The following is a 25,844-nucleotide window of genomic DNA, read 5'->3' as shown; positions in this document are numbered from 1 at the left end:
CCCTTACCGGCATGTAACAGTGACTTCTTTTTGCCGCAATGTCTGTAAAACTTCGTCCTTTTCATCTATCTGCTGCAGAATCGAGCAAACCAGCGCGTATTCCGGACCGGACGGATGAAAGGCATAGTACCGCCACTGGCCCTCGCGTCTTTCCCGCACAAGGCCGGCGTTCTTTAATTTCCGCAAGTGCTGGCTGATGCCGGGCTGACTTATATCAAAAATAGCCGTCAGCTCGCAGACACAATATTCCTTATCCTCCAGAAGCTTCAGCATCAAAAGCCTCGTCCGGTCGCTTAGAAGCTTGAGGCACTGGCTGATCCCTTCGGAACTTAAAGCATGATGCCGCCGTTCCATGCGCTCACTCCTTTTTCACACTATTATATAAGCAGATGTTTATATAAGTAAACGACAATATAAAAAAGCCGGTCTTGCACTTTTTGCAAAACCGGCTCATGTTTATTTTTGGAACAGTTTTTTCGCTTCATCCATTGCTAATTTATTTCCCAGTGCTGAATAATCAAGCCAAGGCTGATCGGCAATTTTATAGACGTGGTTTGCTTTCACGGCCTTCAGCCCTTTCCATACAGCGCTTTTTTGCAATTCTTTATAGGCTTGCTGTGACTTGTCGTCTCTGTTAACGACGACGAAAATCGCATCTGCGTTGTAATCAGGCAGCACTTCTTGAGAAATGACTTCATAAGGGCGGGAAGTGTTCATTTCTTTAATGCCGTCAGCCGGTTTCAGCTTCAGATCGTCAAACAGAATCGGTCCCATCGGGCGGCGTGTGCTGAAGACGCGAAGCTCTTTTGCGTTCACGCGGATCGCCATGACTTTGGCGTTTTTCCCTAATTCCTTATTCATCATGGATCTGACTTGTTTTGTTTCATCTTCGTAATCTTGAATAAATGTTTTCGCTTCTTTTTCACGGTTGACGATTTTTCCGATGTCTTTTAAATGATCGCGCCAAGTGCCTTTATCAAGGTCGAAAACGTGTGTGTTTCCGATTTTCTTGTATTTTGACACATCTTTTCCCGCAAATTCTTTATCAAGATAAATGTTGTCTGGATTCAGCTCAAGTAAAGCTTCCATATCCGGGTCTGAGGCAGGGCCGAGTTTTTTCGTGTCTTTCAGCTGATTTTTCACATGAGGGAGAAAATCTTTTAATTCTCCGCCCACGACGGAACCGGCCGGTGTAACGCCGAGAGCCAGCAGATCATTTGTCAGGTGAATGGACATCGAAGCGATTTTATGATCGCCGGATTTCTTTTTTGACTCCGGCTGTGTTGAATCGGATTGGCAGGCAGCCAATAAGAAAATACACATGAAACTGATGAGCGCAATTATTTTTTTCATGGGAATACTCCTTGTTTTATGATTTGATTTTCATGACGAGATAGAGAAAATACGGCGCGCCGATGGCTGCAGCAACCACGCCGGCCGGAATGGCGTTCGGCTGAAACAAAGACCGGCCGATGGTGTCTGCCGCGACAAGAATGACAAGTCCGATTAATCCCGCAATCGGAATAATATGCTGATGCATGGTGCCGACGAGCCGTCTTGCCAAGTGAGGGGCGGCAAAGCCGATAAAGCCGATTCCCCCGGCCATCGCAACGCTCGCGCAGGACAAGCCGACCGCTATGGCGATCAGCATGATCCTTTTTCTCTGCACGTGTGCGCCGAGCCCCGCGGCTGCCTGGTCACCGAGCATTAAAATATTCAAAGACCGGGCGTTCAGCCATGCAAGCGGTGCGAGAATGCCGATCCAGGGCAATAGCGACCACACGTGAATCCAATCCCTGCCCCAGACGTTTCCCACCAGCCAGCGGGAAGCGAATGTATAGGTTTCTTCATTCAGGCGCAGCGACATAAACAATGTAACGGCGCTGAAGCCCGCGGAAACGGCGATCCCGACTAACAGCATGCGGATCGTTAAAAAACCGTTCAGCCTGTCGTACGTAAGCACTACGATCAGCAGGGCGGCGAGTGTTCCGCCCGCAAACGTAAACAGCGGGATGAACATCGACGCTTGCGCCTCCAAGGAATGAAAGAATGTGATATACATCATCAAACCGAAGGAAGCGCCGGCATGCAGTCCGAGAATGCCCGGATCGGCAAGCGGATTTCGGGATACACCCTGCAAAATAGCGCCCGACACTCCTAAACCGATGCCGGCCAGCATCGTCACCAGAATCCGGGGAAGCCGGTAATCGAATAAAACGGTTGTGCTTTGAAACGTGCCGTATCCGAACAGCGTTTTTCCCACGGTGAGAGGAGAAAGCCGGAATGAGCCCGTATGCAGCCCGATCAGAATCATGCAAACGGCGATGACCAGCAGAATGAGTCCTGCCGCCGCCGCTTTTTTTGTTTCTTTCTGCACTTTCATTTATAAGTCTCTCCCTTCCTTGCGGGCAATATAAAGAAAGAAAGGGACACCGACAAGTGCCACCATGATGCCTATCGCCAATTCTCTCGGGGGACTGACCGTGCGTGAGGCCAGGTCAGCCAAAATCAATAGAATCGCGCCGAGTAACGCGGACATCGGAATAATCAGCCTGTACGTAACGCCGACGATCTTTCGCGCGATATGGGGAATGACCAGCCCGACAAAGCCGATCGCGCCGGCAGCGGAAACAGACACACCGGCAAGAACGACGGCGATCATTAATCCGGCGGCACGCGTCAGAGCCGTGTTCACCCCTAAATTCGCCGCCACGTCATTTCCCATTGAGAGAAGGGTGACGGACCGGCCCATGAATGTCGCGAGAATGATGAAGACCGCAATCACGGGAACAAGGACTTGTAAATGAGCCCACTTGATCCCTGACACCCCGCCGGCGTACCAGAAGGCCAAATCCTGGCTTAAATCGTAATAAATTGCCACACCGGTACTGAGTGAATGTAAAAGAGCGGCCACGACCGCCCCGGCAAGCGTCACCTTTAAAGGCGTCATGCTGCCTTTTCCCGCCGCACTGATAAAGAAAATCAAGCCGGTGCTTGCCAGTGCTCCCAAAAATGACATCACCATCAGCAGGGCGTATGACAAATGAGGGAAAAAAGCAAAACTGAGCGCAACAACAAACATGGCGCCCGCGTTTACGCCTAAGACACCCGAATCGGCAAGCGGATTTCTCGTGACACCCTGCATGAGGGCGCCTGCTGCGGCAAAAGCGGCTCCTGTAACGGCCGCCCCGAGCACCCTCGGAAGACGCAATTCATGAATGATCTGCTGGCCCGTTATGTTCGGATTGTAATCAGCAGCAGCCGACCAAACCGTATGTAAAGTAATGTCTTTCGCGCCGAATGAGACGGCGAAAAAAATAGATACAAGCAGCCCGATCACCGCGATCAGGAAGAAAACCCCGTTTTTTAAGATGCTGATCAGACGGTTTGCGGACGTGACAGAATCGCTCAAAAATCAATTCACCTACTTTTATGATCATTGTCCGGTATTTATTGAATATGAGAATCATTTTCATTTGAACCATCATATTATACCGAGCCGATTTTCAAAACGCAATAGAGCGTTCAACAATGATGTCCTTTTTTCTCTCATGTTTATATTGTAAAAAAGAAGTGAAAAACGTGAAAGAGGAAATAGCTATATTCAGAAAGGAGGGAGGCAAATGGCGGGAGAAGGAAAGCCTTTGCCGATTGAATTTTACCAGAGACCGTCAGTGGAGCTTGCCCCTTTATTGCTCGGCTGTCTTTTGGTGAAGGAGACGGACGAGGGAACGGCTTCAGGTTTTATCGTGGAAACGGAAGCTTATATGGGAGCGGATGACCGGGCGGCGCACAGCTTCGGTAACCGGCGCACGAAACGGACGGAAATTATGTTCCATGAGGCGGGCCGCATTTATACATACGTCATGCACACTCATACATTAATGAACGTCGTCGCCGCGGACATCGGCATTCCGCAGGCCGTGTTAATCAGGGCGGCGGAGCCTCATGAAGGACAGTTCCTGATGGAGAGCAGGAGACCGGGCAGACCCCCGAGAGAGTGGACAAACGGCCCGGGAAAACTGACGAAAGCGATGGGCATTTCAATGAACGACTACGGCGGCATGATCACGGAACCGCCGCTGTATATTACCGAGGGCTTTACGCCTGAACATATATCAACAGGCCCGAGAATCGGGATTGACAACAGCGGAGAAGCCCGGGATTATCCGTGGCGCTATTGGGTGACGGGGAACCGGTATGTCTCACGCTGACCATGTTTATAAACGCTGATAACAGGGGAAAGACAAGGTAAAAGAAAGGGGATTCAGACATTGAAAAAATTTTTCAAAACGATTATCAAATGGGCGCCCGTCATCTATCCGATCATCAGAAAAATCATAAAAGAACGGAAGGCATCTAAGCGGAACCGCATGTCCGCATCCCGAACAGCCGGCTGATCCGGCTGTTTTTTTACGGGCTTGGCATCGGATTGCCGCATTGACTTGAAATCCTTCCCATTATAGAATTTACATACATTTACCCCTTCCTCATTCTTTTTGCCCATTTTTCACGTCTGCATCTGATCTGATAGGAGGTTTTTCTCATGCTTCATGGACGGCTTCGTGAACTTCTGCGCTTGCTTTTAGCTGCTGAAACACCGGTTACAAGCTCAGTCATCGCTGCAAATGTAAAGGTAACGACACGGACGGTCCGCAATGACATAAAGGAACTGCAAACCATTGTAGAAAAACACGGCGCATCCATTCAATCTGTCAGAGGGAGCGGCTATAAGCTGCTGATCCGGAATGAACAGCCGTTTAAAAACTGGCTTCAGGACAATTTCCAGCAGAACAGCACCGTGCCGATTTTTCCCGATGAACGGATAGATTACCTTATGAAAAGAATGCTTCTGACCGACGGCTACCTCAAGCTGGATGACTTGGCGGAAGAACTGTTCATCAGTAAATCCACACTTCAATCTGATTTAAAAGAAGTCAAAAAACGGCTCCGCCCCTATGACATCATTTTGGAAACAAGGCCGAACTACGGCTTTAAGCTGCGCGGCGAAGAGCTCCGCCTCCGTTATTGTATGGCGGAATACTTAGTGGACGACCGCGAGCCTGAGCCTGATCTCCTGAGTGAAAAGGCTGGTATTCTGCCGAAAGATGACATTCATGTGATCCGCACAGCCATTATGAAGCAGGTTCGAAACCATAAGATCCCGCTTTCTTTCTTCGGCCTGAACAATCTCATCATCCATATCGCCATTGCCTGCAAACGAATCCGGACAGAAAACTATGTATCTCTCATTCCGGAAGATCTTCATGATATTAAGCTTGAAACAGAATATCAGTCAGCGGAAGCCATCGTAAAAGAGCTTGAATCTGCGCTTTCGGTCACCTTTCCCGAACAGGAAACCGCCTATATCGCCATTCACCTGCTCGGGACAAAGCGCATGACCCAGTCACAACTGGAAGGAAAAGAGCTTACAAGGCTGATAGACGGAGAAACCAGCCGTTTGACGGAGGCCATGATCGAAGCCATTGAGCGGGAGCTGAAGCTCGGAATCACGGATGACAATGAGCTGAAAGCGGGTCTTGCGCTCCATATCAAGCCGGCGATTAACCGAAACCGGTACGGAATGAACCTGAGAAACCCCATGCTCGCCGCCATAAAGGAAAATTATCCGCTCGCATTTGAAGCGGGAGTGATTGCGGGAATCGTGATCAAGGAGCAAACCGGCATTGATATTCATGAAAATGAGATCGGATATTTGGCGCTTCATTTCGGAGCCGCCATCGAAAGGAGAAAGACGGAACGGCCGCCTAAACGCTGTCTGATTGTCTGTGCGTCCGGCGCCGGCAGCGCGCAGCTTTTAAGAGAAAAGCTCCGTTCCCGGTTCACAAAGCGTCTTGAAATCGTCGGAACGGCTGATTACTGCAGCCTTGACCAGCTTTCCTTTGAGTCGATTGATTTTGTGGTCAGCACAGTGCCGATCAAAAAAGACCTGCCCGTTCCCGTATTGAAGGTTCAGACGCTGTTGGGCGGCGGGGATTTTACAAAAATCGACGCCATGCTGGAAGAAAAGCGGGAACAATTGAACTTTCTGAAACCGGAGCTGGTATTTTTGCAGCAGGATCTGGAGACGAAGGAGGACGTCATCCGTTTTCTCGGACAGCAGGTTGCAGAAGCCGGCCTCGCTTCTGATTCTCTGACCGATTCTATTTTTGAAAGGGAAGCGATTTCTCCTACGAGTTTCGGCAATCTTACGGCAATTCCGCACCCGCTCGTTCCGCAGACAGACACGACGTTTTGGGCGGTATGCACGCTGAAGAAGCCGATTGACTGGGCGGATAAGCGTGTCCAATTTGTCTGCCTGCTCTGCGTCGAGAAAGAAAGCAAAGCCGACCTCCAGCATATGTACAAATGGCTCGGCGGGATGTTAGATGATCCGGCCGCGGTAAGCCGTCTCTTAAAATGCACAATCTATCAGGAGGTTTTACGAGTATTCAGAGACAAACGATCAGAGAAAGACCGGGATACACCTTTTTTCCGTTAGCAGCGGAAAAAGCCTGAGTAGTTCTGAAAGCGATTTCATAATATGATGGTACTAACATCGAGACATACAAAATATCAAACTTTCAGGAGGTCTTTTACATGAATATATTACTCGTTTGTGCAGCAGGGATGTCAACAAGCTTACTCGTCACCAAGATGGAAAAAAGCGCGCAGGAACAAGGAAAAGAATATAAAATCTGGGCGGTGTCAGGCGATTCAGTCAACCAGCATATTGATAAAGCGGACGTATTGCTGCTTGGGCCTCAAGTCCGTTATTTGCTTCCGCAGCTGAAAAAATTGGGTGAATCAAAAGGAGTGCCGGTTGAAGTCATCAATACCGTCCATTACGGCACGTGCAACGGAGCGGAGGTTCTGAAATCAGCGGAACAGCTCGGAAACGCATCGTAGAAAGGGGCGGGCCGTGTGAATAAGGTGAACCAGTTTTTAGAAGAGAAAGTCATGCCCATTGCCGGAAAAATTGCCTCCCAGCGGCATCTGCAAGCATTGCGTGACGGGATCATCCTCACCATGCCGCTTATCATCATCGGTTCTTTTTTTCTGATCATCGGCAACCTGCCGATTCCGGGATATGCGGATTTCATGGCAAAGACGTTCGGAAGCGCCTGGTCTCAAAAACTGCAATATCCGGTTGATGCGACCTTTGAAATCATGGGTCTTGTCGCCGCTTTCGGAATCGCCTACCGCCTGGCCGAAAAATACGGGGTGGACGCTTTATCGGCCGGTGCGATATCTTTGGCGGCGTTTCTCTTGGCAACGCCGTACAAAGTTCCGTTTCTGCCTTCCGGCGCCAAAGAGGAAATCATGGTGGGCGGCGGCATCCCGCTGTCTCTCATGGGAAGCAAAGGGCTGTTTGTCGCGATGATTATCGCCATGCTGTCGACGGAAATTTACCGCCTGATCATCCAGCGGAATTTCGTCTTCAAAATGCCGGACGGCGTGCCTCCGGCGGTCAGCAAATCATTTGTCGCTTTAATTCCCGGCTTTGCCGTCATCTTTCTGATCTGGGGCGCGCGTTTAATTGTCGAAGCGACTCCGTTTGAAAGCCTTCATAACATTGTAAGCGTTGTACTGGGGACGCCGCTCTCGATTCTTGGGGGAAGTCTCGGCGGAAGCCTGATAGCCGAAGCGGTTCAAATGCTCTTGTGGGCGTGCGGATTACACGGGGCGAACATAGTCGGCGGCGTCATGGCGCCGATCTGGTTCGGGGCGATGGATGCCAACCGGATTGCGTTTCAGGCGGGCGATGCGCTTCCGAATATTTTCACCCAGCAGTTTTTTGAAATCTGGATCAACATCGGCGGAAGCGGCGCGACACTGGCGCTCGTGGTCACCATGTTTCTCCGTTCGCGAAGCAAGCAGATGAAGCAGCTTGGGAAACTCGCCATCGGGCCGGCCGTCTTTAATATTAATGAGCCGATTATTTTCGGAATGCCGATCGTCATGAACCCGATGCTTCTCATTCCGTTCATTATCACACCGCTTGTCACACTGGTCTTTACCTATATCGGCATGAGCACTGGCCTCGTCGCCAAACCTGCCGGCATTGCCGTCCCATGGACGATGCCGCCGATTTTCTCCGGCTATCTTGCCACGGGCGGAAAAATATCAGGGGCTGTCATGCAGGCGATTAATATCATCACAGCCTTTATCGTGTACTATCCGTTCTTCAGAATGTGGGATTCGCAAAAGCTGAAAGAAGAAAACGAACTTGAACAATCGCAGGCGCCAGCCGTACAGGGAGACGAAAAAGCCGTGCTGTAGAGAAAGGGAGTGAAACACATGAATGAAAAAATGGAACAGACCATTTTTCAGATCATCCTGCATGGCGGCAACGGCAGAAGTGCATCAATGGAAGCCATTGCTGCCGCAAAGCGGGGGGACAGAGCCATGGCGGAAGAAAAGCTTCAGGAAGCCGCAAGGGAACTGACCGAAGCCCATCATTATCAGACAGAATTGATCCAAAATGAAGCCGGCGGAGAAAAAACAGACATGACGCTTTTGATGGTGCATGCGCAAGATCATTTAATGAATGCCATGACCGTGAAAGACTTGGCCGCTGAGTTAGTTGAGATTTACGAAAAAGTGAGTCTGCAAGGGGGAGCAAAAATATGACAAAAGGAATTAAAATTGTAACGATCGGCGGAGGTTCAAGCTATACACCGGAGCTTGTGGAAGGCATCATTAAGCGCTATGAGGAACTGCCTGTCAGAGAATTATGGCTCGTCGACATTCCTGAAGGCGAGAAAAAACTCAATATCGTCGGCACGCTTGCAAAACGCATGGTCGAAAAAGCGGGTGTTCCGATAGAGATTCACCTGACGCTTGACCGGAGAGAAGCCTTGAAGGATGCGGATTTCGTAACGACTCAATTCCGCGTCGGCCTTCTTGAGGCCCGCGCCAAAGACGAACGGATTCCGTTAAAATACGGCGTAATCGGACAGGAGACAAACGGTCCGGGCGGTTTATTCAAAGGGCTGCGCACCATCCCGGTTATTCTGGAAATCGCGAAAGACATCGAAGAGCTTTGTCCGAATGCATGGCTCGTGAATTTCACAAACCCTGCCGGCATGGTTACCGAGGCCTTGCTCCGCTACTCGAATCTCACAAAAGTCGTCGGTCTCTGCAATGTGCCGATCGGCATTAAAATGGGCGTCGCAAAAGCATTGGATGTGGATGTCAGCCGGATCGAAGTGCAATTTGCCGGGCTGAATCACATGGTCTTCGGATTAGATGTTTTCTTAGACGGCGTCAGTGTGAAAGATCAAGTCATTGAAGCCATGGGAGACCCGGAAAACGCCATGACGATGAAAAATATTTCAGGCGCGGAATGGGAGCCTGAATTCCTGAAGGCGCTCGATCTGATTCCTTGCGGCTACCACCGCTATTATTTCAAAACGAAAGAAATGCTCGAGCATGAAATAGAAGCGTCACAGACGGAGGGCACACGCGCCGAGGTTGTACAGAAGGTTGAGAAAGAACTGTTCGAACTGTATAAAGATCCGAATCTCGCCATCAAACCGCCGCAGCTTGAAAAACGGGGCGGAGCGTACTACAGTGACGCGGCCTGCAACCTGATCAGCTCCATCTATAACGACAAACATGATATCCAGCCCGTCAATACAATAAACAACGGCGCGATCGCCAGCATTCCGAATGACTCAGCGGTCGAAGTGAACTGTGTCATGACGAAAGACGGTCCGAAACCGATCGCCGTCGGTGATCTGCCGGTGTCTGTCCGCGGACTCGTCCAGCAAATCAAATCATTTGAGCGCGTCGCCGCTGAAGCAGCCGTCACGGGAGATTATCAAACGGCGCTACTTGCGATGACGATCAACCCTCTCGTCCCGTCAGACTCCGTGGCAAAGGCCATTCTGGATGAAATGCTTGAGGCTCACAAAGAACATCTGCCTCATTTCTTTAAGTCGATTGAAGCATAAGAGCAGTAAAAAAACCCGGATTCGCTTCCGGGTTTTTTGCTTATTTTGATTCGCTTAGTGAGGCGACTTCTGTCGTCCAGCCGAACACGTCGGCTTCCGCGCCTTTTTGAATGCCTGTAATGGTATCGTACAATTTCTTCGAGATCTCTCCGGTTTCACCGCTGCCGATGACAAGACTTTCATCATTCCAGATCAGTTCGCCGACCGGAGAAATGACCGCCGCCGTACCGGTTCCGAATGTTTCTTCCAATCGGCCGTCACGATGCGCCTGAATGATTTCATCGATCGAAATCTTTCGCTCAGACACAGTCAGTCCCCAATGTTTGAGAAGGGTGATGACGGAATTTCTCGTAATTCCTTCAAGAATGCTTCCGTTCAGCTCCGGCGTCACGATTTCGCCGCTGATTTTGAAGAAGATGTTCATGCTGCCGACTTCTTCGATGTATTTTTTCTCAATGCCGTCAAGCCATAAAACCTGGGAAAATCCCTTCTCTTCCGCAACCTGCTGCGCTTTCAGGCTTGATGCGTAGTTGCCGGCGGTTTTCGCGTTTCCGGTGCCGCCTTTGACGGCGCGCACGAATTCGTTTTCCACGGCGATTTTTACCGGTTTAATGCCTTCTTTGTAATAAGAGCCGACCGGGGAAAGAATGATAAACAGCTTGTACGTATGGGATGCCGCTACACCGAGGAAAGGCTCAGTCGCAATAATAAACGGACGGATATAAAGGGAAGTGCCTTCCGCTTTCGGAATCCAGTCTTTGTCGATGGCTACGAGCTGTTTCAGGCCTTCAAGAACAAGCTCTTCATCAATGAGCGGGATGCAAAGGCGGTCATTTGACTGGTTCAGGCGCTCCATATTTTTCTCCGGTCTGAACAGAAGCACTTCCTGATCCTTCGTTACATACGCTTTAAGCCCTTCAAAAACGGTTTGGCCGTAATGATAAACCATGGCCGCAGGATCCATTGAGATGGACTGATAAGGGATAATTCTCGGATCGTACCAGCCTTGACCGGCGTCGTAATCCATAACAAACATATGGTCGGTGAAAATTCTGCCGAACGCAAGGTCATGGGGGTCCGGTTTCGGTTTTTTGGCTGAAGTCAATTCAACACGAATGTCTTGTTTCATAATGTTCTGTCTCCCTATTGGTGTTATTGTCAAACTTATTTGAAAATAATTTATATTCTATTGTATACCTTCAACAAATATTCGCAATAGTTTTCCTCAAATTTGTGAAAAAATCAAATCACATAAAAAGCAGGGGAGAGAATGCCCCCTGCGTGTTCGTTTTTACGTATTCTGTCATCACCGTGCTCAGTGAACCGTCACCTTGCCGGTTTTGTAAAACTGCTCCATTGCTTTATCGACGTACACCCAGCCTTTCCAGGCGATATGGATGGTGTCTTTCATAAAGTACGGATCATATTCGTGCCCGGATAAGTCGGCAACCTGAAAGCCCTTCGCTTTAATTTGCTTAGTGACTTTTTTGTAGTAATCAGTCCGGCCTTTTTTCGGGAAGCCGGTGTAGTCATACCATTTTCCGTTGACCGGAATAACCACGAACATCGGTTCAGCGCCGGCATCTTTCAGAATGTCCAGCATATCCTCAAAGTCGTGATATTCGACTGATTTGGCGTATGTTCTTTTTTTGTTGATTCCTTTCACTCTCTTTACTTTCTTCTTAATCTTTTTATAAGAAGCGTCATCGATATAGAAAGGATTGGACTTGGAGCTCCGTTCTCCTAATTGAGCGGCAGCTGTTTTTAACTCTGACCACGATTTCCCTTTCAGGTTTTCAGAGATCGTCCGTTCAGGGCCCTTGGTTTCTCCCATTGAATAATAAAGATCTTTTTTCTCAAGCAGAGAATAATAAGCTTTGGCAGCCGGCATGACCGCTTTCACTTTCCATGATTGTCCGTTGACCATTCCCTTGTATAATTCAGAAAGGACGGCATCATGCTGAACGACTTTAAAACGGAGCATGCGCTTCATCATGTTCTTTTTGACTGCGGGGTCAATCTGGTTATTAAATGCTAAATCCAATGCCTGAAGTGATGAAAAATTCGGCGCAAAGTGCTGTTCATCAGAACCTTTTTTGATAAACCATTGCGGAGAAACAATGAATACCAGTTTTTTGCCCTTCAGCTGCTGATAATGCGCCGCAAAGTTCACGGCGTGTATCAAGGATTGGTCTCCGCCTTTTCCGACAAGATAAGGCGTAAAGCCTTGGTTGTTCACTTGGAAATAGTTGGACGGGTGAAACTCATCCAGTCTTGAAAGCTCGGAAGAACCGAAAATCGGCATATACTTCGAGTCTTCGAACATTTTATTTTGCAGATAGAGCCCCTGGAACATATTCGGATTTAAGGCTGCCGCCGACTCTTCGACACGTTTTTCAGGAATGAAGCGCGTAAGCCATGAAGCCGGAACTGCGATAGCTCCGACAAACAGGACGAACGCTAAAATAATTGGTCCAAAGAAACGCTTTTTCATTTACTTCAACTCAGTCAGTTTGTTTACAATGTTGTTTGGCGTATTCCACTCGTCACGGTCAAATTCAGTGATCGGCACTGTAATGCCGAAGCGGTTTTCGATGGCGACCAGCAGTTCTACAGTTCCGAAAGAGTCAAGCAGTCCTTCTTCAAAGATTTCAATATCAGGATTTTCTTTCACAGCGTCCTCCTGACAAACTTCAGCTAATACGTCTAATACTTCCTGTTTAAATTCCATGTGTTTTCAATCTCCTTTAGTGATGAAATGGTTTTCCTGAGAAAATATAAAATCCGAAACATACGAAATGGAATGTGATGACGATGGCTAAAAAGGCCGTAAAACGATTGGCGGGCAGCCATTTGTATTTCTTATTCCATTTCTCAAAAAAGTTATACCCGGTCATTAATACGGCGTGGTACAGGCCGTATACAATATATTGCAGGGCGAGTCCGTGCCAGACGCCCATCAGCATGAACAGCAGGAAATACCCGATGTTCGAGACGGCCATCCGGTTCTTTATCCATTTTTTCTTTGTCATCCAGAAAACAAAGCGCATAAATACGTAGTCTCTGAACCAGAAGGATAAGGACATGTGCCAGCGGTTCCAGAAGTCTTTAATGTTTTTGCTGATAAACGGCTTATTAAAGTTTTCCGGAGATTTAATACCCATGATATAGCTTACACCGACGGCAAACATTGTGTAACCCGCAAAATCAAAAAACAGGTACAAGCTGTATCCGTACATGTACAGCACATTACCCCACAGTTTGCTGTGGGTGATATGAGACAGATTCATAATGAAATACGTGTTAATCGCATATCCGATAATGAATTTGTATAAGAAACCGATAAAAATTTTATGAATGCCGGTATACAGTAAATCAGCGTATTCTCCCTTTGTCCATACTTTCTGTTCGTCCTTGGCAAATCTGCGGTATCTGTCGATCGGACCGGAAGAAATGGTCGGGAAAAACATAATAAAGTACAAAAGGCGGTGAAGCGGCATTTTTTCTTTAATCAGTCCGTCTCTCGTTTCCATGATCAGCTGGACGCCTTTAAATGTCAAATAAGAAATTCCTAAGAAACTGATCAGGTTATGAACCGGGTGATGAGGCGCCGGCGGAAAGAAAAACGGCCATAATTTAGATAAAAACAGGGGTAAAATGGACGCGATTACGGCCATACTGAAGACAAAGCCGCTGTTGGCTTTCAGTCTGTAAGCGAGATAGCCCCTGATTAAAAGCACCTGCCACAGCGTAAAGATACATAGTGCGATCACGCCGTGCAGATCATGCGCGAAAATCAAAGCCAATACGATGATGGATATAAACATGTTGTATCCTTGGAATCTCTTGCCGTTCAGCCCTAAAATAATCGTCGGCAAAAGAAGGATTCCAAGTAAGATAAAGAAGAAAAACGAGCTGTAAGGCGTCATACAAGAACCTCTTCGCCAATGCGTTTACGGTCGATTTTTCCGTTCGCAGTCATTTGAATGTGATCCTGATAAATGAATTTTCTCGGAATCATGTAGGCCGGAAGCGAAGCGGCCAGTTCTTTCTTAATGGCGCTTGTCAGCTGGAATTCTTTTTCAAAATCGTGTTTTTCAGGCACGATGGCGGCAATTAAATATTCGACAGGTCCGTTAGGCTGATACGGGATGACAACCGCCGTGCGCACATATTGAGACTGCCTTACATGTACTTCGATTTCCTCCAGCTCCATGCGGTAGCCGTGAAGCTTAATCTGGAAATCAAGGCGTCCTTGGCAGAAAATCTGACCATCCTGAACATAACCGGCATCACCCGTGTGATATGCCCACTGGCCGTCGATCGGGAAAAACGCTTTTTCCGTCAGAGAAGGCTCTCCGAGATAGCCTTTGCTCACGCTCGGGCCCGCGATGATGATTTCCCCTTTTTCTCCGTCCGGAAGCTTATTCCCGTTTTCATCCATGATGAAGATATCCATATCGGGTTTTGCAAAACCGACAGGCAGAGATTCATGTTCATCGATGATCTGCTGCGTAATTTCAACGGAGGTGACGGCAACCGTTGTTTCAGTCGGGCCGTATGTATTGAATACGCGCGCCTTCGGAAAACGGTTTAACAGCTCCTGTGCCACGGCAGCCGGAAGCGCTTCTCCGCAAAACATAAATACTTCTGCCTCAGGCAGGAGCTCCTGCGTAAAGCCGGGGTCCATCAGACACATTTGGACGAAAGACGGCGTCGATGTCCAGACGTTCAGTTTGGATTTCTCCAATTCTTCAAATAGTACTTTCGGTTTATTGATTTTGTCTTTCGTTACGCAATGCAGCGTACCTCCCGTTTGAAGCGAAGGGAAAATGTCCATGACAGATAAATCAAAAGAAAACGGCGCTTGGTTTAAGAATGTCTTACCCTCGCCCACAGGAAAATCCCTGCAGATCCAGTCAGTGAAGCTTTGCAGGTTATCAGCCGATATCTGCACGCCCTTCGGATTTCCCGTGCTGCCGGACGTGTAAATAATGTAAAACGTATCCAGCTCTTTTACCCAGTTCTCACGGCTGAGGTCTGCATCTCCGTCAGCTGCAAGCTCTTCGGGCGTAACGGTTTTAATCAGATTGCTTCCCGTATCGACTGCATCGCCCGATACGCTGATAAGCAGCTCTGCGCCTGAGCTTTCAATGATTTTGACGATCCGCTCCGCCGGAATGGAAACATCGACAGGGATGTAAGGGCGGCCCGCTTTGACGCTTCCTAAGAAAGAAACGATCATATTCGGCTCCATATGTCCGTAAACCAGGACAGGCGCTTTCGAACCGTCAGCTGTATGTTTTTGAATGCCGGACGCAACCCGCTCCGACAAATCCCATAATTCCCCGTAAGTGAGGGAATGATCTAAGGAACGAAACGCTTCGGCCTGCGGCTTGGCGTCTGCGTATGTTTTTATAGCATCAAGTAGTTTCATAGTTATCCTCCCCGATTAGAAATCGTTGTAAATATAAGTGCCGGTATTCGCTGTATGAAATCCATACATCCAAAAGAGCAATACTAATATCAGAAAATAAAAGCCCGTATGAAACGTCCATTTGATCAATGTATTTTCATAAGCACGTTTTAATTTTTGCATCATATTCAAAATTCCTTCCCCGCGTATTCAATAATTACACCAGTATATGACGATTAGATTAACAAAAAGTTTCAAAATATGTCTAATATCCTAAGCTTAAAATTTCCTTAAAAATGAATGAGGAACAAAAGGATGGAAAACACGCATGTATAAATTGGCAAATGATCATACTAAAAAGGCGCTGTTCAGGCGGGATTTTTAACTTATCGTAAATATAAACGAGGTAAAAAAATTTTGGCGGCTTTTTCTTAAGCAGGCTTGTGCCGAACCCCAATGGAGAAGGGCGAAAAGCCGTTTCCGGCAGGATAGCCGATAAAGCGCCGCATCTTGTGAAATGAGGAAGAAATTATTATGATAGATAAGGTAGCAGAAAACGTGAAAACCCCAATTCAACACTACTGTTATCGGCTGACTGTGAAAGCCTTTTAATAGAAAGGAAGAGGAAAATGAATCAAAACAATATGGGGGGCAGCCAAAAGACGCCCGAGAAAGAAAGCATGGGCCGCATTTTGTGGCAGCTAACCCGCCCTCATACATTGACGGCATCGTTTGTGCCCGTACTTCTCGGCACCGTATTGGCGATGTTTTACGTAAAGGTTGATTTCCTGCTGTTTTTGGCCATGCTGTTTTCCTGCCTTTGGATCCAGATCGCCACGAACTTATTCAATGAATATTACGATTTTAAACGCGGTTTAGATACGGAGGATTCCGTCGGTATCGGCGGAGCGATCGTCCGCCACGGCATGAAGCCGAAAACAATTCTGCAGCTGGCGCTCGGCTCTTATGCGATTGCCCTCGTGCTCGGTGTTTATATCTGCATGAGCAGCAGCTGGTGGCTTGCGGTTATCGGCCTTGCCGGCATGCTGATCGGCTATCTGTATACGGGCGGCCCGCTGCCGATTGCGTATACACCGTTCGGGGAACTGTTCTCCGGCATTTGCATGGGCTCTGTATTTGTCCTTATTTCTTTCTTCATTCAGACAGGCAGAATTAATGAACAGAGCATTTTGATTTCTATCCCGATCGCCATCTTGGTCGGAGCGATTAACCTGTCCAACAATATCCGTGATATTGAGGAAGATAAAAAAGGCGGACGTAAAACGCTGGCTATTTTGATGGGACATAGAGGGGCCGTCATGATACTGGCCGCATCATTTGCCATCGCTTACATCTGGATCGTCGGTCTTGTCATCATGGGTTACACAAGCCCGTGGCTGTTCCTGGTCTTCCTGAGCGTGCCGAAACCCGTTCAGGCCGTGAAAGGCTTTGTGAAAAACGAAATGCCGATGAACATGATTATTGCGATGAAATCAACGGCGCAAACCAATACATTCTTCGGATTCCTGCTTTCCATCGGACTCCTGATCAGTTATTTCCGCTGATCAAATGAAAGGGCAAATGCCATAATCGGCATTTGCTTTTTTTATGACATAATCTTCACGATATTGTAAAGAACCTGACCGCGGACTGATACGTCTCATATATGGACAGCAAAGCAAGGAGATGAAAAAAATGGACTTGTCAACAGCCCATATGGATGATTTGAAAACGGTCATGGAAGATTGGAAAAATGAATTATTAGTTTATAAATTCGCTTTAGATGAGCTGGATACGAAGTTTTCTATCATCAGCCAGGAATATAATCTGATTCACGGGCATAACCCGATCGAGCATACAAAATCACGCGTAAAAAGTTTCGAGAGTATCGTCAATAAACTGATGCGCAAAGGCTGCGATGTGACGACGCAGGAAATGAAAGAGCATATTCATGATATTGCGGGTGTCAGGATTATCTGTTCCTTTATTTCCGATATTTATAATGTCGCTGAGGTTTTGAAGCAGCATAAGGACCTGAAGATCGTAAAGGTGAAGGATTATATCAAACATCCGAAGCCGAACGGCTACCGCAGCCTGCATTTGATTATTGAAATTCCCGTTTATTTGACGAATCGTGTGGAATATGTGAAGGCGGAAATTCAAATCCGCACCATTGCCATGGATTTTTGGGCGAGCCTTGAACATAAAATTTATTACAAATTAAATAACGAAGTCCCAAAGCATCTGACCGACGAGCTGAAGGAAGCGGCGGACATCGCCCATTATTTAGACGAAAAGATGCTTGGGATTAAGAAAGAAGTCGATTAAACGATTGACGCATCAAAACAGCCGGACCGCTTTTATGTGCAGTCCGGCTGTTTATTTATCCGTTTACGCGCAGCTGTACAAATTTTCGCTTACCCACCTGAATCGTCATGCCGTCTTCTGCGGTAATGACGGTATGAAGGGCATCCGTTTTCTCCCCGTTCACTTTGATTCCGCCGTTTTGAATCATACGGCGTGCTTCGCTTTTTGAAGAAAAGAGTCCAATCGTGACGAGCAGCTCAATAAGGGGCACGGTCTTTTCTCCGTCCCATATGACGGTTTTCATATCTTCAGGCAGGCTGTATTGCTGGAAGACACGTTTGAAATGCTGTTCTGCCGCATCCGCCGCTTTCCTCCCGTGGTACATTCTGACGATTGTACCCGCTAAGATCATTTTGGCATCTCTCGGATGAAGCTTTCCTGATTCCAAATCCTTCTCCATCTGTTTTTTCTCCGCAGGCTCTAAGTCTGTCGCTAAATGAATATATGTTTTCATCAGGCTGTCCGGCAATGACATCGTTTTGCCGTACATGTCGTTCGGATGCTCGTCAATGCCGATGTAGTTGTTTTTTGATTTAGACATTTTTTCAACGCCGTCAAGACCCTCCAAAAGCGGCATGAGGATGACGACCTGCTTTTCTTTTTTGTAGCGTTCTTGGAAATGGCGGCCCATCAGCACGTTAAAATGCTGGTCCGTACCGCCGAGTTCGATATCGCTTTCGAGAACGACAGAATCGTAACCCTGCATCAGCGGGTAAAAGAATTCGTGAAGTGAGATCGGTTTTTGCATGGCGATGCGCTCCTCAAAGTCGTCGCGCTCCATCAGACGGGCGACAGTAATTTTCCCCGCTAATTCAATCACATCTTCCAGATTCAATGTCTTCAGCCATTTTGAGTTGCAGTGAAGTTCAACTTTGTCTTGATCCAGCACCTTGCCAAACTGTTCAAAATAGGTTTTGGCATTGTGTTGGACTTCTTCATCAGTCAGCTGTTTTCTGGCTTGCGACTTCCCCGTCGGATCACCGATTTTTCCGGTAAAGTCCCCGATAACAAGCTGTATGATATGGCCGTTTTCTTGAAATTGGCGCAGTTTGTTTAACACGACGGTATGGCCCAAGTGGACGTCGGGTGCGGACGGATCAAGGCCGAGTTTAATGTTCAGCGGCTTGCCGGATGCCACTGATTTGGCGATTTTATTTCTCAATTCTTCAGGCGGTATGACGTCCGCGGCGCCGGTCATGTACAAATCCAGCTGCCTTTGCACTTCTTTTTCCTGATCATTCGTTAAAGTGATTGATTCCATCTTTTACATTCTCCTTTTTTTAGCCAAACAAAAAAGCCGCATCCCAAAAAGGGACGTGGCTGTATGCACGCGGTACCACCCTGATTGAAGACGACGTCTTCCGCTCATTCGAATAACGGTTTCCCGTTCTTTGCTACTGAAGTTCACAAAGAAAGCTCAGGGAGGTAATTCACGTTTGTCTTTGTGCCGGCTTGCACCATCCGCCGGCTCTCTGGAACAGGGAGACAATCCGTTACTGATTCCCGTCATAGCTGCTACGTTATGAAATTGTCAGCGATTTTTTGCAGCAGGGCGGACAGCGTTTTTTGTTCCTGTTTATCCAGACAGGCCGTCAGTTCAATTTCCCCCTGATGAAAGTCGGGGTACAGATCTTCAATAACCTTTCTGCCCTCATCGGTAATACTGACGAATACAAGCCTGCGGTCTCTTTTGTTCGTTTGTCTGCTGCATAAGCCCTTCTTCTCCAAAGTGTTCAGGACATTGCTCGCCGTCGCCGAGGTAATTCCGGATAGAGCGGCTATCCTTCTTGTATCAAGCGTTTCCCATTCACAAAGGTCATACAGGATGGAAAACGCCGTCCATGATAATTTGTGTGCCGACAGCACCTCTTTCTCCATTTTTACACGGAGCTGCTGGGCGGACCGATAGAGTGCAGCGGCAATATAGGCCGCCTCTTTGTTTCGGCCGGATAGATCGGAAAAAGGCCTGTTCGGCTTCTTATTGTCTGATCCGGCATCGTTGCGATTCGTCAATGGCGTCATGCTCCTTATTATTGTCAGAATCATTAGCTATGAAATGAATTTTAACAGAGAATGCAAAAGATATCAAATCGCAAACAGCACATTCCCGCAGAAAAAATGTGTAAGATTGAGGTTTACTTTTAAAAAAAAGGGAAAGACATTTGTACAACAAAAAGGGAGATGAATATCAGTGGGAAAGAATGAAACAATGCATATCGTATCATGTGCCGATGATCATTATGCTCGTCATTTGGGTGGGATGTTCGCTTCTTTATTGATGAATATGGATAAAACAAGGAATGCCAAATTATATGTGATCGACGGCGGAATTACTGCCGAAAACAAGGACAAGCTTGAACAGACCGCGATGTCATTCGGGACGCCGCTTGAATTTTTAGAAGTAGACGCTGATCAATACAAGCATGCAGTCGAAAGCAGCCACATTACAAAAGCGGCTTATTACCGCATTTCTATCCCTGATTTAATTAAGGATGAGTCCGTAAAGCGGATGATTTACATTGATTGCGATGCAATTGTGATGGAAGATATTTCGGTTTTATGGGATTTGGATATTTCCCCGGCAATAGTTGCGGCGGTAGAAGACGCCGGACAGCATGAAAGACTGAAAAAAATGAATATCAGCGACACTGCCAAGTATTTTAATTCCGGCATTATGATTATAGATTTCGAACCTTGGAGAAAACAAAATATTTCCGAAAAGGTGATTGATTTTATCAACGAAAACAGCTCGGAGGATTTTCTCGTGTTCCATGATCAGGACGCGCTTAACGCGATCTTATATGATCAATGGCATGAACTGCATCCGCGCTGGAACGCGCAGACGCATATTATCATGAACGAGAAAACGCCTCCTGAACTGATCGACCGTATACGTTACAGAGAAACACGTGCCGAACCGGCCATCGTCCATTTCTGCGGCAGCGACAAGCCTTGGAATACAGGCACCTCGCACCCGTATCGTGATCATTATTTCCGATATATGTCCTTTACGAAATGGAACACGATCGACCGCCCGGCCATGAACCAATAGGCAGGTGTGATGAAAACGCTTGTGAAGCCGTTATCCGGCTCATAAGCGTTTTTTTTATTATTTCACCCGAATCGCACGCACGCGTTTTTGCAGGCCGGTCTTTTCGGCAGACGGCTTCAATCGGCTGACTGCTGTTTGCGCCGCTGATTTTGCTTTTTTCGTCTTGGTTTTTTCCGCCGCTTTTACTTTGTCTCTAGCCTGCTGCCGGTTGAGTTTATCTTTTATCCGGCCAAACCGTTTTTCCAGAGCGGTTTTTTCTTTTCCCGGCTGGATTTCGCTGACTGCTTTTTGGGCTTTTGCGGTGTTGGCCTCAGAGGTCTTTTTTTCCGCCTGCTTGACGCTGGCCTCAGCTGTTTTCAAAAGGCTTGAGTTGACAGCGTTAAGCCGCTTTTGCAGTCCTTTTTTCTCTGAACCGGCCGGTAATTTGCGAATGGCGCTTTGTGCGGCATTGACGGCGGTTTTTTTCTTTTGTTTTTCGGCAGTCCGGACTTTGTCTCTTGCGTCCGTCACATTTCTTGCCGTCTGAACTTTATTGATCCGGGACTCGAGAGCGGTTTTTCCCTTTGACTTGGACAGCTTGCTGACGGCCGTTTTTGCTTGATTGATATCTGCCTGTTTTTTCGTCTTTTCCGCTTTTATTACAGCCCGTTCGGCAAAGCTCTTTTGCTTTACGTGATATTGCACCAGGCCGTACCCAAATTGGCTGTCACGTCCGGGAGCGCCCAGATCTTTGATGTTTTGCTGCATCTGCTGCCGGAGCTGTGTATTTGTTTCCTCGGGATATTTCTGCCTGAGCAGCGCGAACATGCCGGTGACGTGCGGTGCGGCTTGAGATGTGCCGTCAGCTACGGCGTACATTTGATTCAGGTACGTGCTCGTAATATTGGTGCCGGGTGCGGCAAACTCAATTTGTTTTCCGGTCGTGGAAAAAGCCGCGAGCCCGTTTTTTTCAGTTGACGCTGAGACTGCCGTTACGCTGCTGTAGGCGCCCGGATAATTGACGGGTTTTTTGTTGCCGTCGTTTCCTGCGGCGGCTACGATCACGATTCCTTTTTTGTATGCTTTATCTACGGCGTCGTGAAGAATTTTGCTGTCAGCGTTAGTTCCGAGACTCATATTAATGATGTCCATTTTATTGGCGATCGACCAGTCGATCGCTTTAAGAAGGCTTTTAAGATCCCCTGCACCCTTTCTGTCTAATGCTTTAACCGCATATAACCGGACATCCGGCGCGATGCCGTCAATGCCGTATCCGTCATGTTTGGCCGCAATGATTCCGGCGACATGCGTCCCGTGTCCGTTGTCATCTTTGTATGAGGAAGTATAGCTGACTGCGGAATAGCCTCCGGCAATGGAAAGGTCATCATGAGGGTAAATGCCGCTGTCAATGACAGCCACTTTCACCTTTTTTCCCGTCAAGCCTTCTTTCCACGCCTGCTTGACCTGAGTCGATTCTATATCCCATTGCGGCAGCGCGTAACTGCTGCTTTGGGCCGCTGATAACGGGCGGATATCAGAACCGCCTGATGCCTGAAAAGATACATTGTCTTCTACATATAAGATGTCAGGGTCCTGTTTCAGGTCTTTCACCGTTTGTGAATCGGCTGACACGGCGACTGCCGGGAGATGCTGATAGGTCTGTTCCACATCCGCTCCGCTGTCTATAGCGGATTCCTTGCCGTTTTGATTTTTGTACACCACGATAACGTCCCGGTCGTGCGTCTCGGCGTGCGCGGGCGCCGCGGCGGAGAACAGGCTGACGCACAAGGCCGCGGCCATTATCGGTTTTAGGGTGTGATACATTGCAATTCCCCCTTTTTCTTTATATATCGGCAGTGCGGAATTCTTTTTTTCCTGAGGGATAAGGAAAATTTCTGTATGCAAATGTAAGCGTTTCCAAAATATGATGGAGAAAATGCTTTAAGACATCTGCGCAATGAACTCAAAAAGGGGGTTTTTGATAAATGAGTACGTTCAATCGGGTCATGGAAGAAAAAATCATGCCTGTCGCCGGAAAAGTCGCCGGCCAAAGGCACTTAAGAGCTTTGCGGGACGGCATTATTTTGACTATGCCGCTTATCATCATCGGATCGGTTTTTCTGATTCTGACGAGTCTTCCGATTCCCGGTTATGCCGATTTTATGGCTGGTCTTTTCGGTGAAAATTGGGTTGAAAAGCTCGGGTATCCCGTGAATGCGTCCTTTGACATTATGGCGCTTGTCGCCGCCTTTGGGATTGCTTACCGGCTTGCGGAAAGCTATGAGGTGGATGCCCTGTCGTCGGGAGCCATTGCCCTTGCCGCCTTTTTATTGGCGACGCCGTATCAGATTCCGTTTATTCCTGACGGCTCGGCAACAGAGATTATGGTGGGAGGCGGCATTCCGATTTCGCTGCTCGGAAGCAAAGGTCTGTTTGTCGCGATGATCATTGCAATGCTGTCTACGGAAGTGTACCGGTTTATCATACAAAGAAATATCGTCATTAAGATGCCTGACGGAGTGCCGCCTGCGGTCAGCAAATCGTTCGTTGCGCTCATCCCCGGTTTCATTGTTATTACGCTTGTATGGCTGGCCCGTCTGTTTATTGAAATGACTCCTTTTAAAAGCCTCCACAATGTCGTAGGCGATCTGCTGGGCACCCCGCTGTCTATTCTGGGCGGGAGTCTCGGCGGAAGTCTTATCGCCGAATTCGTGCAAATGCTGCTTTGGTCGTGCGGCATACACGGCGCGTCCATTATCGGCGGCGTCATGTCGCCGATCTGGTACGGGGCGATGGATGCCAACCGTTTGGCTTTTCAGGCGGGAGAAGCGCTGCCGAGCATTTTTACGACACAGTTCTTTCAAATATGGATTAATGTCGGCGGAAGCGGAGCGACGCTTGCCCTTGTGCTGACCATGCTTGTGCGCTCCAGAAGCAAACAGATGAAACAGCTCGGCCGTCTCGGCATCGGGCCCGCGATTTTTAACATTAACGAACCGATTATTTTCGGGATGCCGCTCGTCATGAATCCGCTGTTAATCGTGCCCTTTATCATTGCGCCGCTCTTGACCATTACGGCGACGTACATCGGGATGAGCACGGGGATGGTGGCAAAACCGGCGGGAATCGCCGTGCCGTGGACGATGCCGCCGCTGATTTCCGGTTATTTGGCGACGGGCGGGAAAATCTCCGGTTCGGTCATGCAGCTGATCAATCTCCTGATTACATTTATCATCTATTATCCGTTTTTCCGAATTTGGGATCTTCAAAAATGGAGAGAGGAACGGGCGGCGGAACAAAACGTCACTGAAGAAACATAAAAAAAACGGGCGCCTTCGCCCGTTTTTTTTTAACGCTGGAAAAATTCGATCCATTCGCCGTCAGGTCCTTCAATGTAAAAGTAGCGGTACCCGTTCGGAAGCGTCGTGATTTCTTCATCGATAAATACGGCGCCCTGACGCTTCGCATGCGTGAACTCCGCCGCGATATCTTCAGTTAATAAAGCGACATGATGGACTTTTCCTTCTGCGGGAAGCTCGCTGCTATAGCCCTGGATCAGCTCAATTTCTGTCTCCGGCCCTTCCTGAAAGCCGAGAAAGGCAAGTTCAATAATGCCGTTCGTATGAGTGATACGATCCTTTAACTGCATACCGAGAACGTCTTGATAAAAGGCGATGGATGTTTCAATATCTTTGACCATAATGCCTGTATGGTCGATTCTTTTGGCTGTCATGGTTTTCCCCCTGTTTTGAATTTTTCGGGACAATGCGGTGTTGATCATGTTTTATGGTACGATAAGAGAAAGCAAAACGAAAGAGGAATGCACAATGAAGCTACTTACAGTGAAAGATACATTTGCCGGAAAGCTGAAAAAAGGATTCCCCCTGATTGAAAAAGACGCTCTGTCCGGAAGCTCGGCTCATTTAACAGAGGGCGATCTTTTTGATGTGACATCCGAGAAGGGTGAGTTTATCGGAAAAGGCTATTACGGCTTGCAGAATAAAGGAGTCGGCTGGGTGCTGTCCCGCGCGAGAGATGAACGGATCGACGGACGTTTCTTTCTGGACAAGCTGAAAAAAGCGGCTGAAGCGAGAGCCCATCTGTTTAAGGCGCCCGATACGACGGCGTTCCGGCTTTTCAACGGCGAGGGCGACGGCATCGGCGGCGTCACGATTGACTTTTATGACGGTTATCTGCTGATTCAATGGTACAGTAAAGGCATTTACGCTTATAAGGACAGCATGATTGAGGCGATTGACGGACTGGAGCTTTCTTATAAAGCGATCTATGAAAAGAAACGATTCGATACGGCCGGGCAATACGTGGAAGACGACGATTTTGTCAAAGGCGAAAGAGGAGATTTTCCGGTCATTGTTCAAGAAAACGGCATACAGTACGCGGTGGATTTAAACGACGGGGCGATGACGGGCATTTTCTTAGACCAGCGTCATGTGCGCAAAGCGATTCGGGATAAGTATGCAAACGGCAGACGGGTGCTGAATACGTTCTCTTATACGGGGGCATTTTCCGTCGCGGCGGCGCTTGGCGGAGCTGAGAAAACGACCAGCGTCGATGTCGCCAACCGCAGTCTCGCAAAAACGATTGAACAGTTCAGCGCCAACAGAATTGATTATGAGGCGCATGACATTAAAGTCATGGATGTTTTCAAATACTTCGGCTATGCGGAGAAAAAAGGGCTGGAGTTTGACCTCATCATCCTTGATCCGCCTTCTTTCGCCCGCACAAAAAAACGGACGTTCAGCGCAGCGAAAGATTATAAAAACCTGTTGAAGGAAACGATCGCCATCACTGCAAAAAACGGCATCATCGTCGCTTCGACAAACAGCAGCGCCTTCAATATGAAGAAATTTAAAGGTTTTATAGAGACCGCCTTTAAAGAAACAAATGAGCGTTACGACATTTTGGAAGAATACACGCTTCCGGAAGATTTCAAAACGATTCCCGCGTTTAAAGAAGGAAATTATTTGAAGGTTGTTTTCTTGCGGAAAAAATAGGATGATCATTTATAGCGTGGAAAGAGGGGAAAAGAAAACCCTCTTCCATCGCTTTA

Annotated in this window: 26 protein-coding genes and 1 other annotated feature; of the genes, 12 read left to right on the top strand and 14 right to left on the bottom strand. The window is 47.9% G+C overall.

Going from position 1 to position 25,844, the window contains the following annotated elements:
- Positions 1–3 precede the first annotated feature (3 nt).
- The 4 genes from BXO87_RS09745 to BXO87_RS09730 all read right to left on the bottom strand — a co-directional run bounded on the left by BXO87_RS09745 (position 4) and on the right by BXO87_RS09730 (position 3,412).
- Positions 4–354, bottom strand: a complete 351-nt coding sequence (locus BXO87_RS09745) for an ArsR/SmtB family transcription factor (RefSeq protein ID WP_038460339.1) — start codon at positions 352–354, stop codon at positions 4–6.
- 102 nt (positions 355–456) lie between these two features.
- The gene (locus BXO87_RS09740) at positions 457–1,353 is read right to left on the bottom strand and encodes an ABC transporter substrate-binding protein (protein ID WP_007614657.1); all 897 of its coding nucleotides are present in this window, start codon (positions 1,351–1,353) and stop codon (positions 457–459) included.
- A gap of 16 nt (positions 1,354–1,369) precedes the next feature.
- On the bottom strand, positions 1,370–2,383 hold the full coding sequence (locus BXO87_RS09735) for a FecCD family ABC transporter permease (RefSeq protein WP_021494727.1): 1,014 nt from the start codon (positions 2,381–2,383) through the stop codon (positions 1,370–1,372).
- Positions 2,384–3,412, bottom strand: a complete 1,029-nt coding sequence (locus BXO87_RS09730; RefSeq protein WP_038460335.1) for a FecCD family ABC transporter permease — start codon at positions 3,410–3,412, stop codon at positions 2,384–2,386. It abuts the gene before it with no gap.
- Positions 3,413–3,623: 211 nt separating this feature from the next.
- Between BXO87_RS09730 and BXO87_RS09720 the strand changes: the two genes are divergently transcribed.
- The 7 genes from BXO87_RS09720 to licH all read left to right on the top strand — a co-directional run bounded on the left by BXO87_RS09720 (position 3,624) and on the right by licH (position 9,959).
- Complete coding sequence (locus BXO87_RS09720) at positions 3,624–4,214, top strand: DNA-3-methyladenine glycosylase (protein WP_003150858.1); 591 nt, start codon at positions 3,624–3,626, stop codon at positions 4,212–4,214.
- A gap of 51 nt (positions 4,215–4,265) precedes the next feature.
- Complete coding sequence (locus tag BXO87_RS21140) at positions 4,266–4,400, top strand: hypothetical protein (RefSeq protein WP_369719122.1); 135 nt, start codon at positions 4,266–4,268, stop codon at positions 4,398–4,400.
- Between the two features lie 146 nt (positions 4,401–4,546).
- Complete coding sequence (licR, locus tag BXO87_RS09715) at positions 4,547–6,502, top strand: transcriptional regulator LicR (RefSeq protein WP_038460333.1); 1,956 nt, start codon at positions 4,547–4,549, stop codon at positions 6,500–6,502.
- A 98-nt stretch (positions 6,503–6,600) separates the two neighbouring features.
- Entirely contained in the window at positions 6,601–6,909 is a 309-nt protein-coding gene (gene licB, locus BXO87_RS09710; RefSeq protein WP_003150863.1) for a PTS lichenan transporter subunit IIB, read from the top strand.
- Between the two features lie 15 nt (positions 6,910–6,924).
- Positions 6,925–8,283, top strand: coding sequence for a PTS cellobiose transporter subunit IIC (celB, locus tag BXO87_RS09705; protein ID WP_032875716.1), 1,359 nt, complete (start codon positions 6,925–6,927; stop codon positions 8,281–8,283).
- An 18-nt stretch (positions 8,284–8,301) separates the two neighbouring features.
- Positions 8,302–8,634 carry a PTS lichenan transporter subunit IIA gene (licA, locus tag BXO87_RS09700; RefSeq protein WP_003150867.1) on the top strand — a complete coding sequence of 111 codons (333 nt, stop codon included), beginning with the start codon at positions 8,302–8,304 and terminating at the stop codon, positions 8,632–8,634.
- Positions 8,631–9,959 carry a 6-phospho-beta-glucosidase LicH gene (licH, locus tag BXO87_RS09695; RefSeq protein ID WP_003150870.1) on the top strand — a complete coding sequence of 443 codons (1,329 nt, stop codon included), beginning with the start codon at positions 8,631–8,633 and terminating at the stop codon, positions 9,957–9,959. Before licA ends, licH begins: the two co-directional genes overlap by 4 nt.
- A 40-nt stretch (positions 9,960–9,999) precedes the next feature.
- On the opposite strand, the gene BXO87_RS09690 is transcribed toward licH, so the two are convergent.
- The 6 genes from BXO87_RS09690 to BXO87_RS09665 form a co-directional block, all read right to left on the bottom strand.
- Entirely contained in the window at positions 10,000–11,091 is a 1,092-nt protein-coding gene (locus tag BXO87_RS09690; RefSeq protein ID WP_038464610.1) for a branched-chain amino acid aminotransferase, read from the bottom strand.
- A 183-nt stretch (positions 11,092–11,274) separates the two neighbouring features.
- A complete protein-coding gene (gene dltD / locus BXO87_RS09685) occupies positions 11,275–12,453 on the bottom strand; it encodes a D-alanyl-lipoteichoic acid biosynthesis protein DltD (RefSeq protein ID WP_038460328.1) in 1,179 nt (392 codons plus the stop codon).
- The gene (dltC, locus tag BXO87_RS09680; RefSeq protein WP_003150875.1) at positions 12,454–12,690 is read right to left on the bottom strand and encodes a D-alanine--poly(phosphoribitol) ligase subunit 2; all 237 of its coding nucleotides are present in this window, start codon (positions 12,688–12,690) and stop codon (positions 12,454–12,456) included.
- Between the two features lie 16 nt (positions 12,691–12,706).
- A complete protein-coding gene (gene dltB, locus BXO87_RS09675; protein WP_012118762.1) occupies positions 12,707–13,888 on the bottom strand; it encodes a D-alanyl-lipoteichoic acid biosynthesis protein DltB in 1,182 nt (393 codons plus the stop codon).
- Complete coding sequence (gene dltA, locus BXO87_RS09670; protein WP_007614638.1) at positions 13,885–15,396, bottom strand: D-alanine--poly(phosphoribitol) ligase subunit DltA; 1,512 nt, start codon at positions 15,394–15,396, stop codon at positions 13,885–13,887. Before dltA ends, dltB begins: the two co-directional genes overlap by 4 nt.
- Positions 15,397–15,411: 15 nt before the next feature.
- Positions 15,412–15,561, bottom strand: coding sequence for a teichoic acid D-Ala incorporation-associated protein DltX (locus BXO87_RS09665; RefSeq protein WP_003150882.1), 150 nt, complete (start codon positions 15,559–15,561; stop codon positions 15,412–15,414).
- 443 nt (positions 15,562–16,004) lie between these two features.
- Here BXO87_RS09665 and BXO87_RS09655 point away from each other — a divergent pair, with 443 nt between their 5' ends.
- Both BXO87_RS09655 and ywaC read left to right on the top strand, forming a co-directional pair.
- Positions 16,005–16,940, top strand: coding sequence for a 1,4-dihydroxy-2-naphthoate polyprenyltransferase (locus tag BXO87_RS09655; protein ID WP_007614633.1), 936 nt, complete (start codon positions 16,005–16,007; stop codon positions 16,938–16,940).
- Positions 16,941–17,070: 130 nt separating this feature from the next.
- Positions 17,071–17,703 (top strand): GTP pyrophosphokinase YwaC, encoded by a 633-nt coding sequence (gene ywaC, locus BXO87_RS09650; RefSeq protein ID WP_007407732.1) that lies wholly within the window; start codon positions 17,071–17,073, stop codon positions 17,701–17,703.
- 55 nt (positions 17,704–17,758) lie between these two features.
- On the opposite strand, the gene tyrS is transcribed toward ywaC, so the two are convergent.
- A complete protein-coding gene (gene tyrS / locus BXO87_RS09645; protein ID WP_038460325.1) occupies positions 17,759–19,003 on the bottom strand; it encodes a tyrosine--tRNA ligase in 1,245 nt (414 codons plus the stop codon).
- A gap of 46 nt (positions 19,004–19,049) precedes the next feature.
- Positions 19,050–19,261 (bottom strand) — a binding site (T-box leader).
- Positions 19,258–19,755 carry a MarR family winged helix-turn-helix transcriptional regulator gene (locus BXO87_RS09640; protein WP_038460323.1) on the bottom strand — a complete coding sequence of 166 codons (498 nt, stop codon included), beginning with the start codon at positions 19,753–19,755 and terminating at the stop codon, positions 19,258–19,260. Its footprint overlaps the feature before it by 4 nt.
- 178 nt (positions 19,756–19,933) lie before the next feature.
- Here BXO87_RS09640 and BXO87_RS09635 point away from each other — a divergent pair, with 178 nt between their 5' ends.
- Complete coding sequence (locus BXO87_RS09635) at positions 19,934–20,794, top strand: glycosyltransferase family 8 protein (RefSeq protein WP_029325753.1); 861 nt, start codon at positions 19,934–19,936, stop codon at positions 20,792–20,794.
- Between the two features lie 57 nt (positions 20,795–20,851).
- Here BXO87_RS09635 and BXO87_RS09630 read toward each other — a convergent pair whose 3' ends face one another.
- Positions 20,852–22,597, bottom strand: coding sequence for a S8 family peptidase (locus BXO87_RS09630; protein WP_038460939.1), 1,746 nt, complete (start codon positions 22,595–22,597; stop codon positions 20,852–20,854).
- Between the two features lie 161 nt (positions 22,598–22,758).
- Here BXO87_RS09630 and celB (BXO87_RS09625) point away from each other — a divergent pair, with 161 nt between their 5' ends.
- Positions 22,759–24,093: a PTS cellobiose transporter subunit IIC gene (celB, locus tag BXO87_RS09625; RefSeq protein ID WP_038460320.1), complete on the top strand. Its 1,335-nt coding sequence runs from the start codon at positions 22,759–22,761 to the stop codon at positions 24,091–24,093.
- A 29-nt stretch (positions 24,094–24,122) separates the two neighbouring features.
- Here the strand turns inward: celB (BXO87_RS09625) and BXO87_RS09620 are convergent, their stop codons facing one another.
- Positions 24,123–24,506: a VOC family protein gene (locus BXO87_RS09620; RefSeq protein WP_003150894.1), complete on the bottom strand. Its 384-nt coding sequence runs from the start codon at positions 24,504–24,506 to the stop codon at positions 24,123–24,125.
- Between the two features lie 94 nt (positions 24,507–24,600).
- Here BXO87_RS09620 and BXO87_RS09615 point away from each other — a divergent pair, with 94 nt between their 5' ends.
- The gene (locus BXO87_RS09615) at positions 24,601–25,788 is read left to right on the top strand and encodes a class I SAM-dependent rRNA methyltransferase (protein WP_038460318.1); all 1,188 of its coding nucleotides are present in this window, start codon (positions 24,601–24,603) and stop codon (positions 25,786–25,788) included.
- Positions 25,789–25,844: the final 56 nt, after the last annotated feature.

This window comes from Bacillus sp. GZB, assembly GCF_001975995.1.
Lineage (GTDB): Bacteria > Bacillota > Bacilli > Bacillales > Bacillaceae > Bacillus > Bacillus velezensis.
This window is presented reverse-complemented; position numbering and strand designations above follow the sequence as displayed.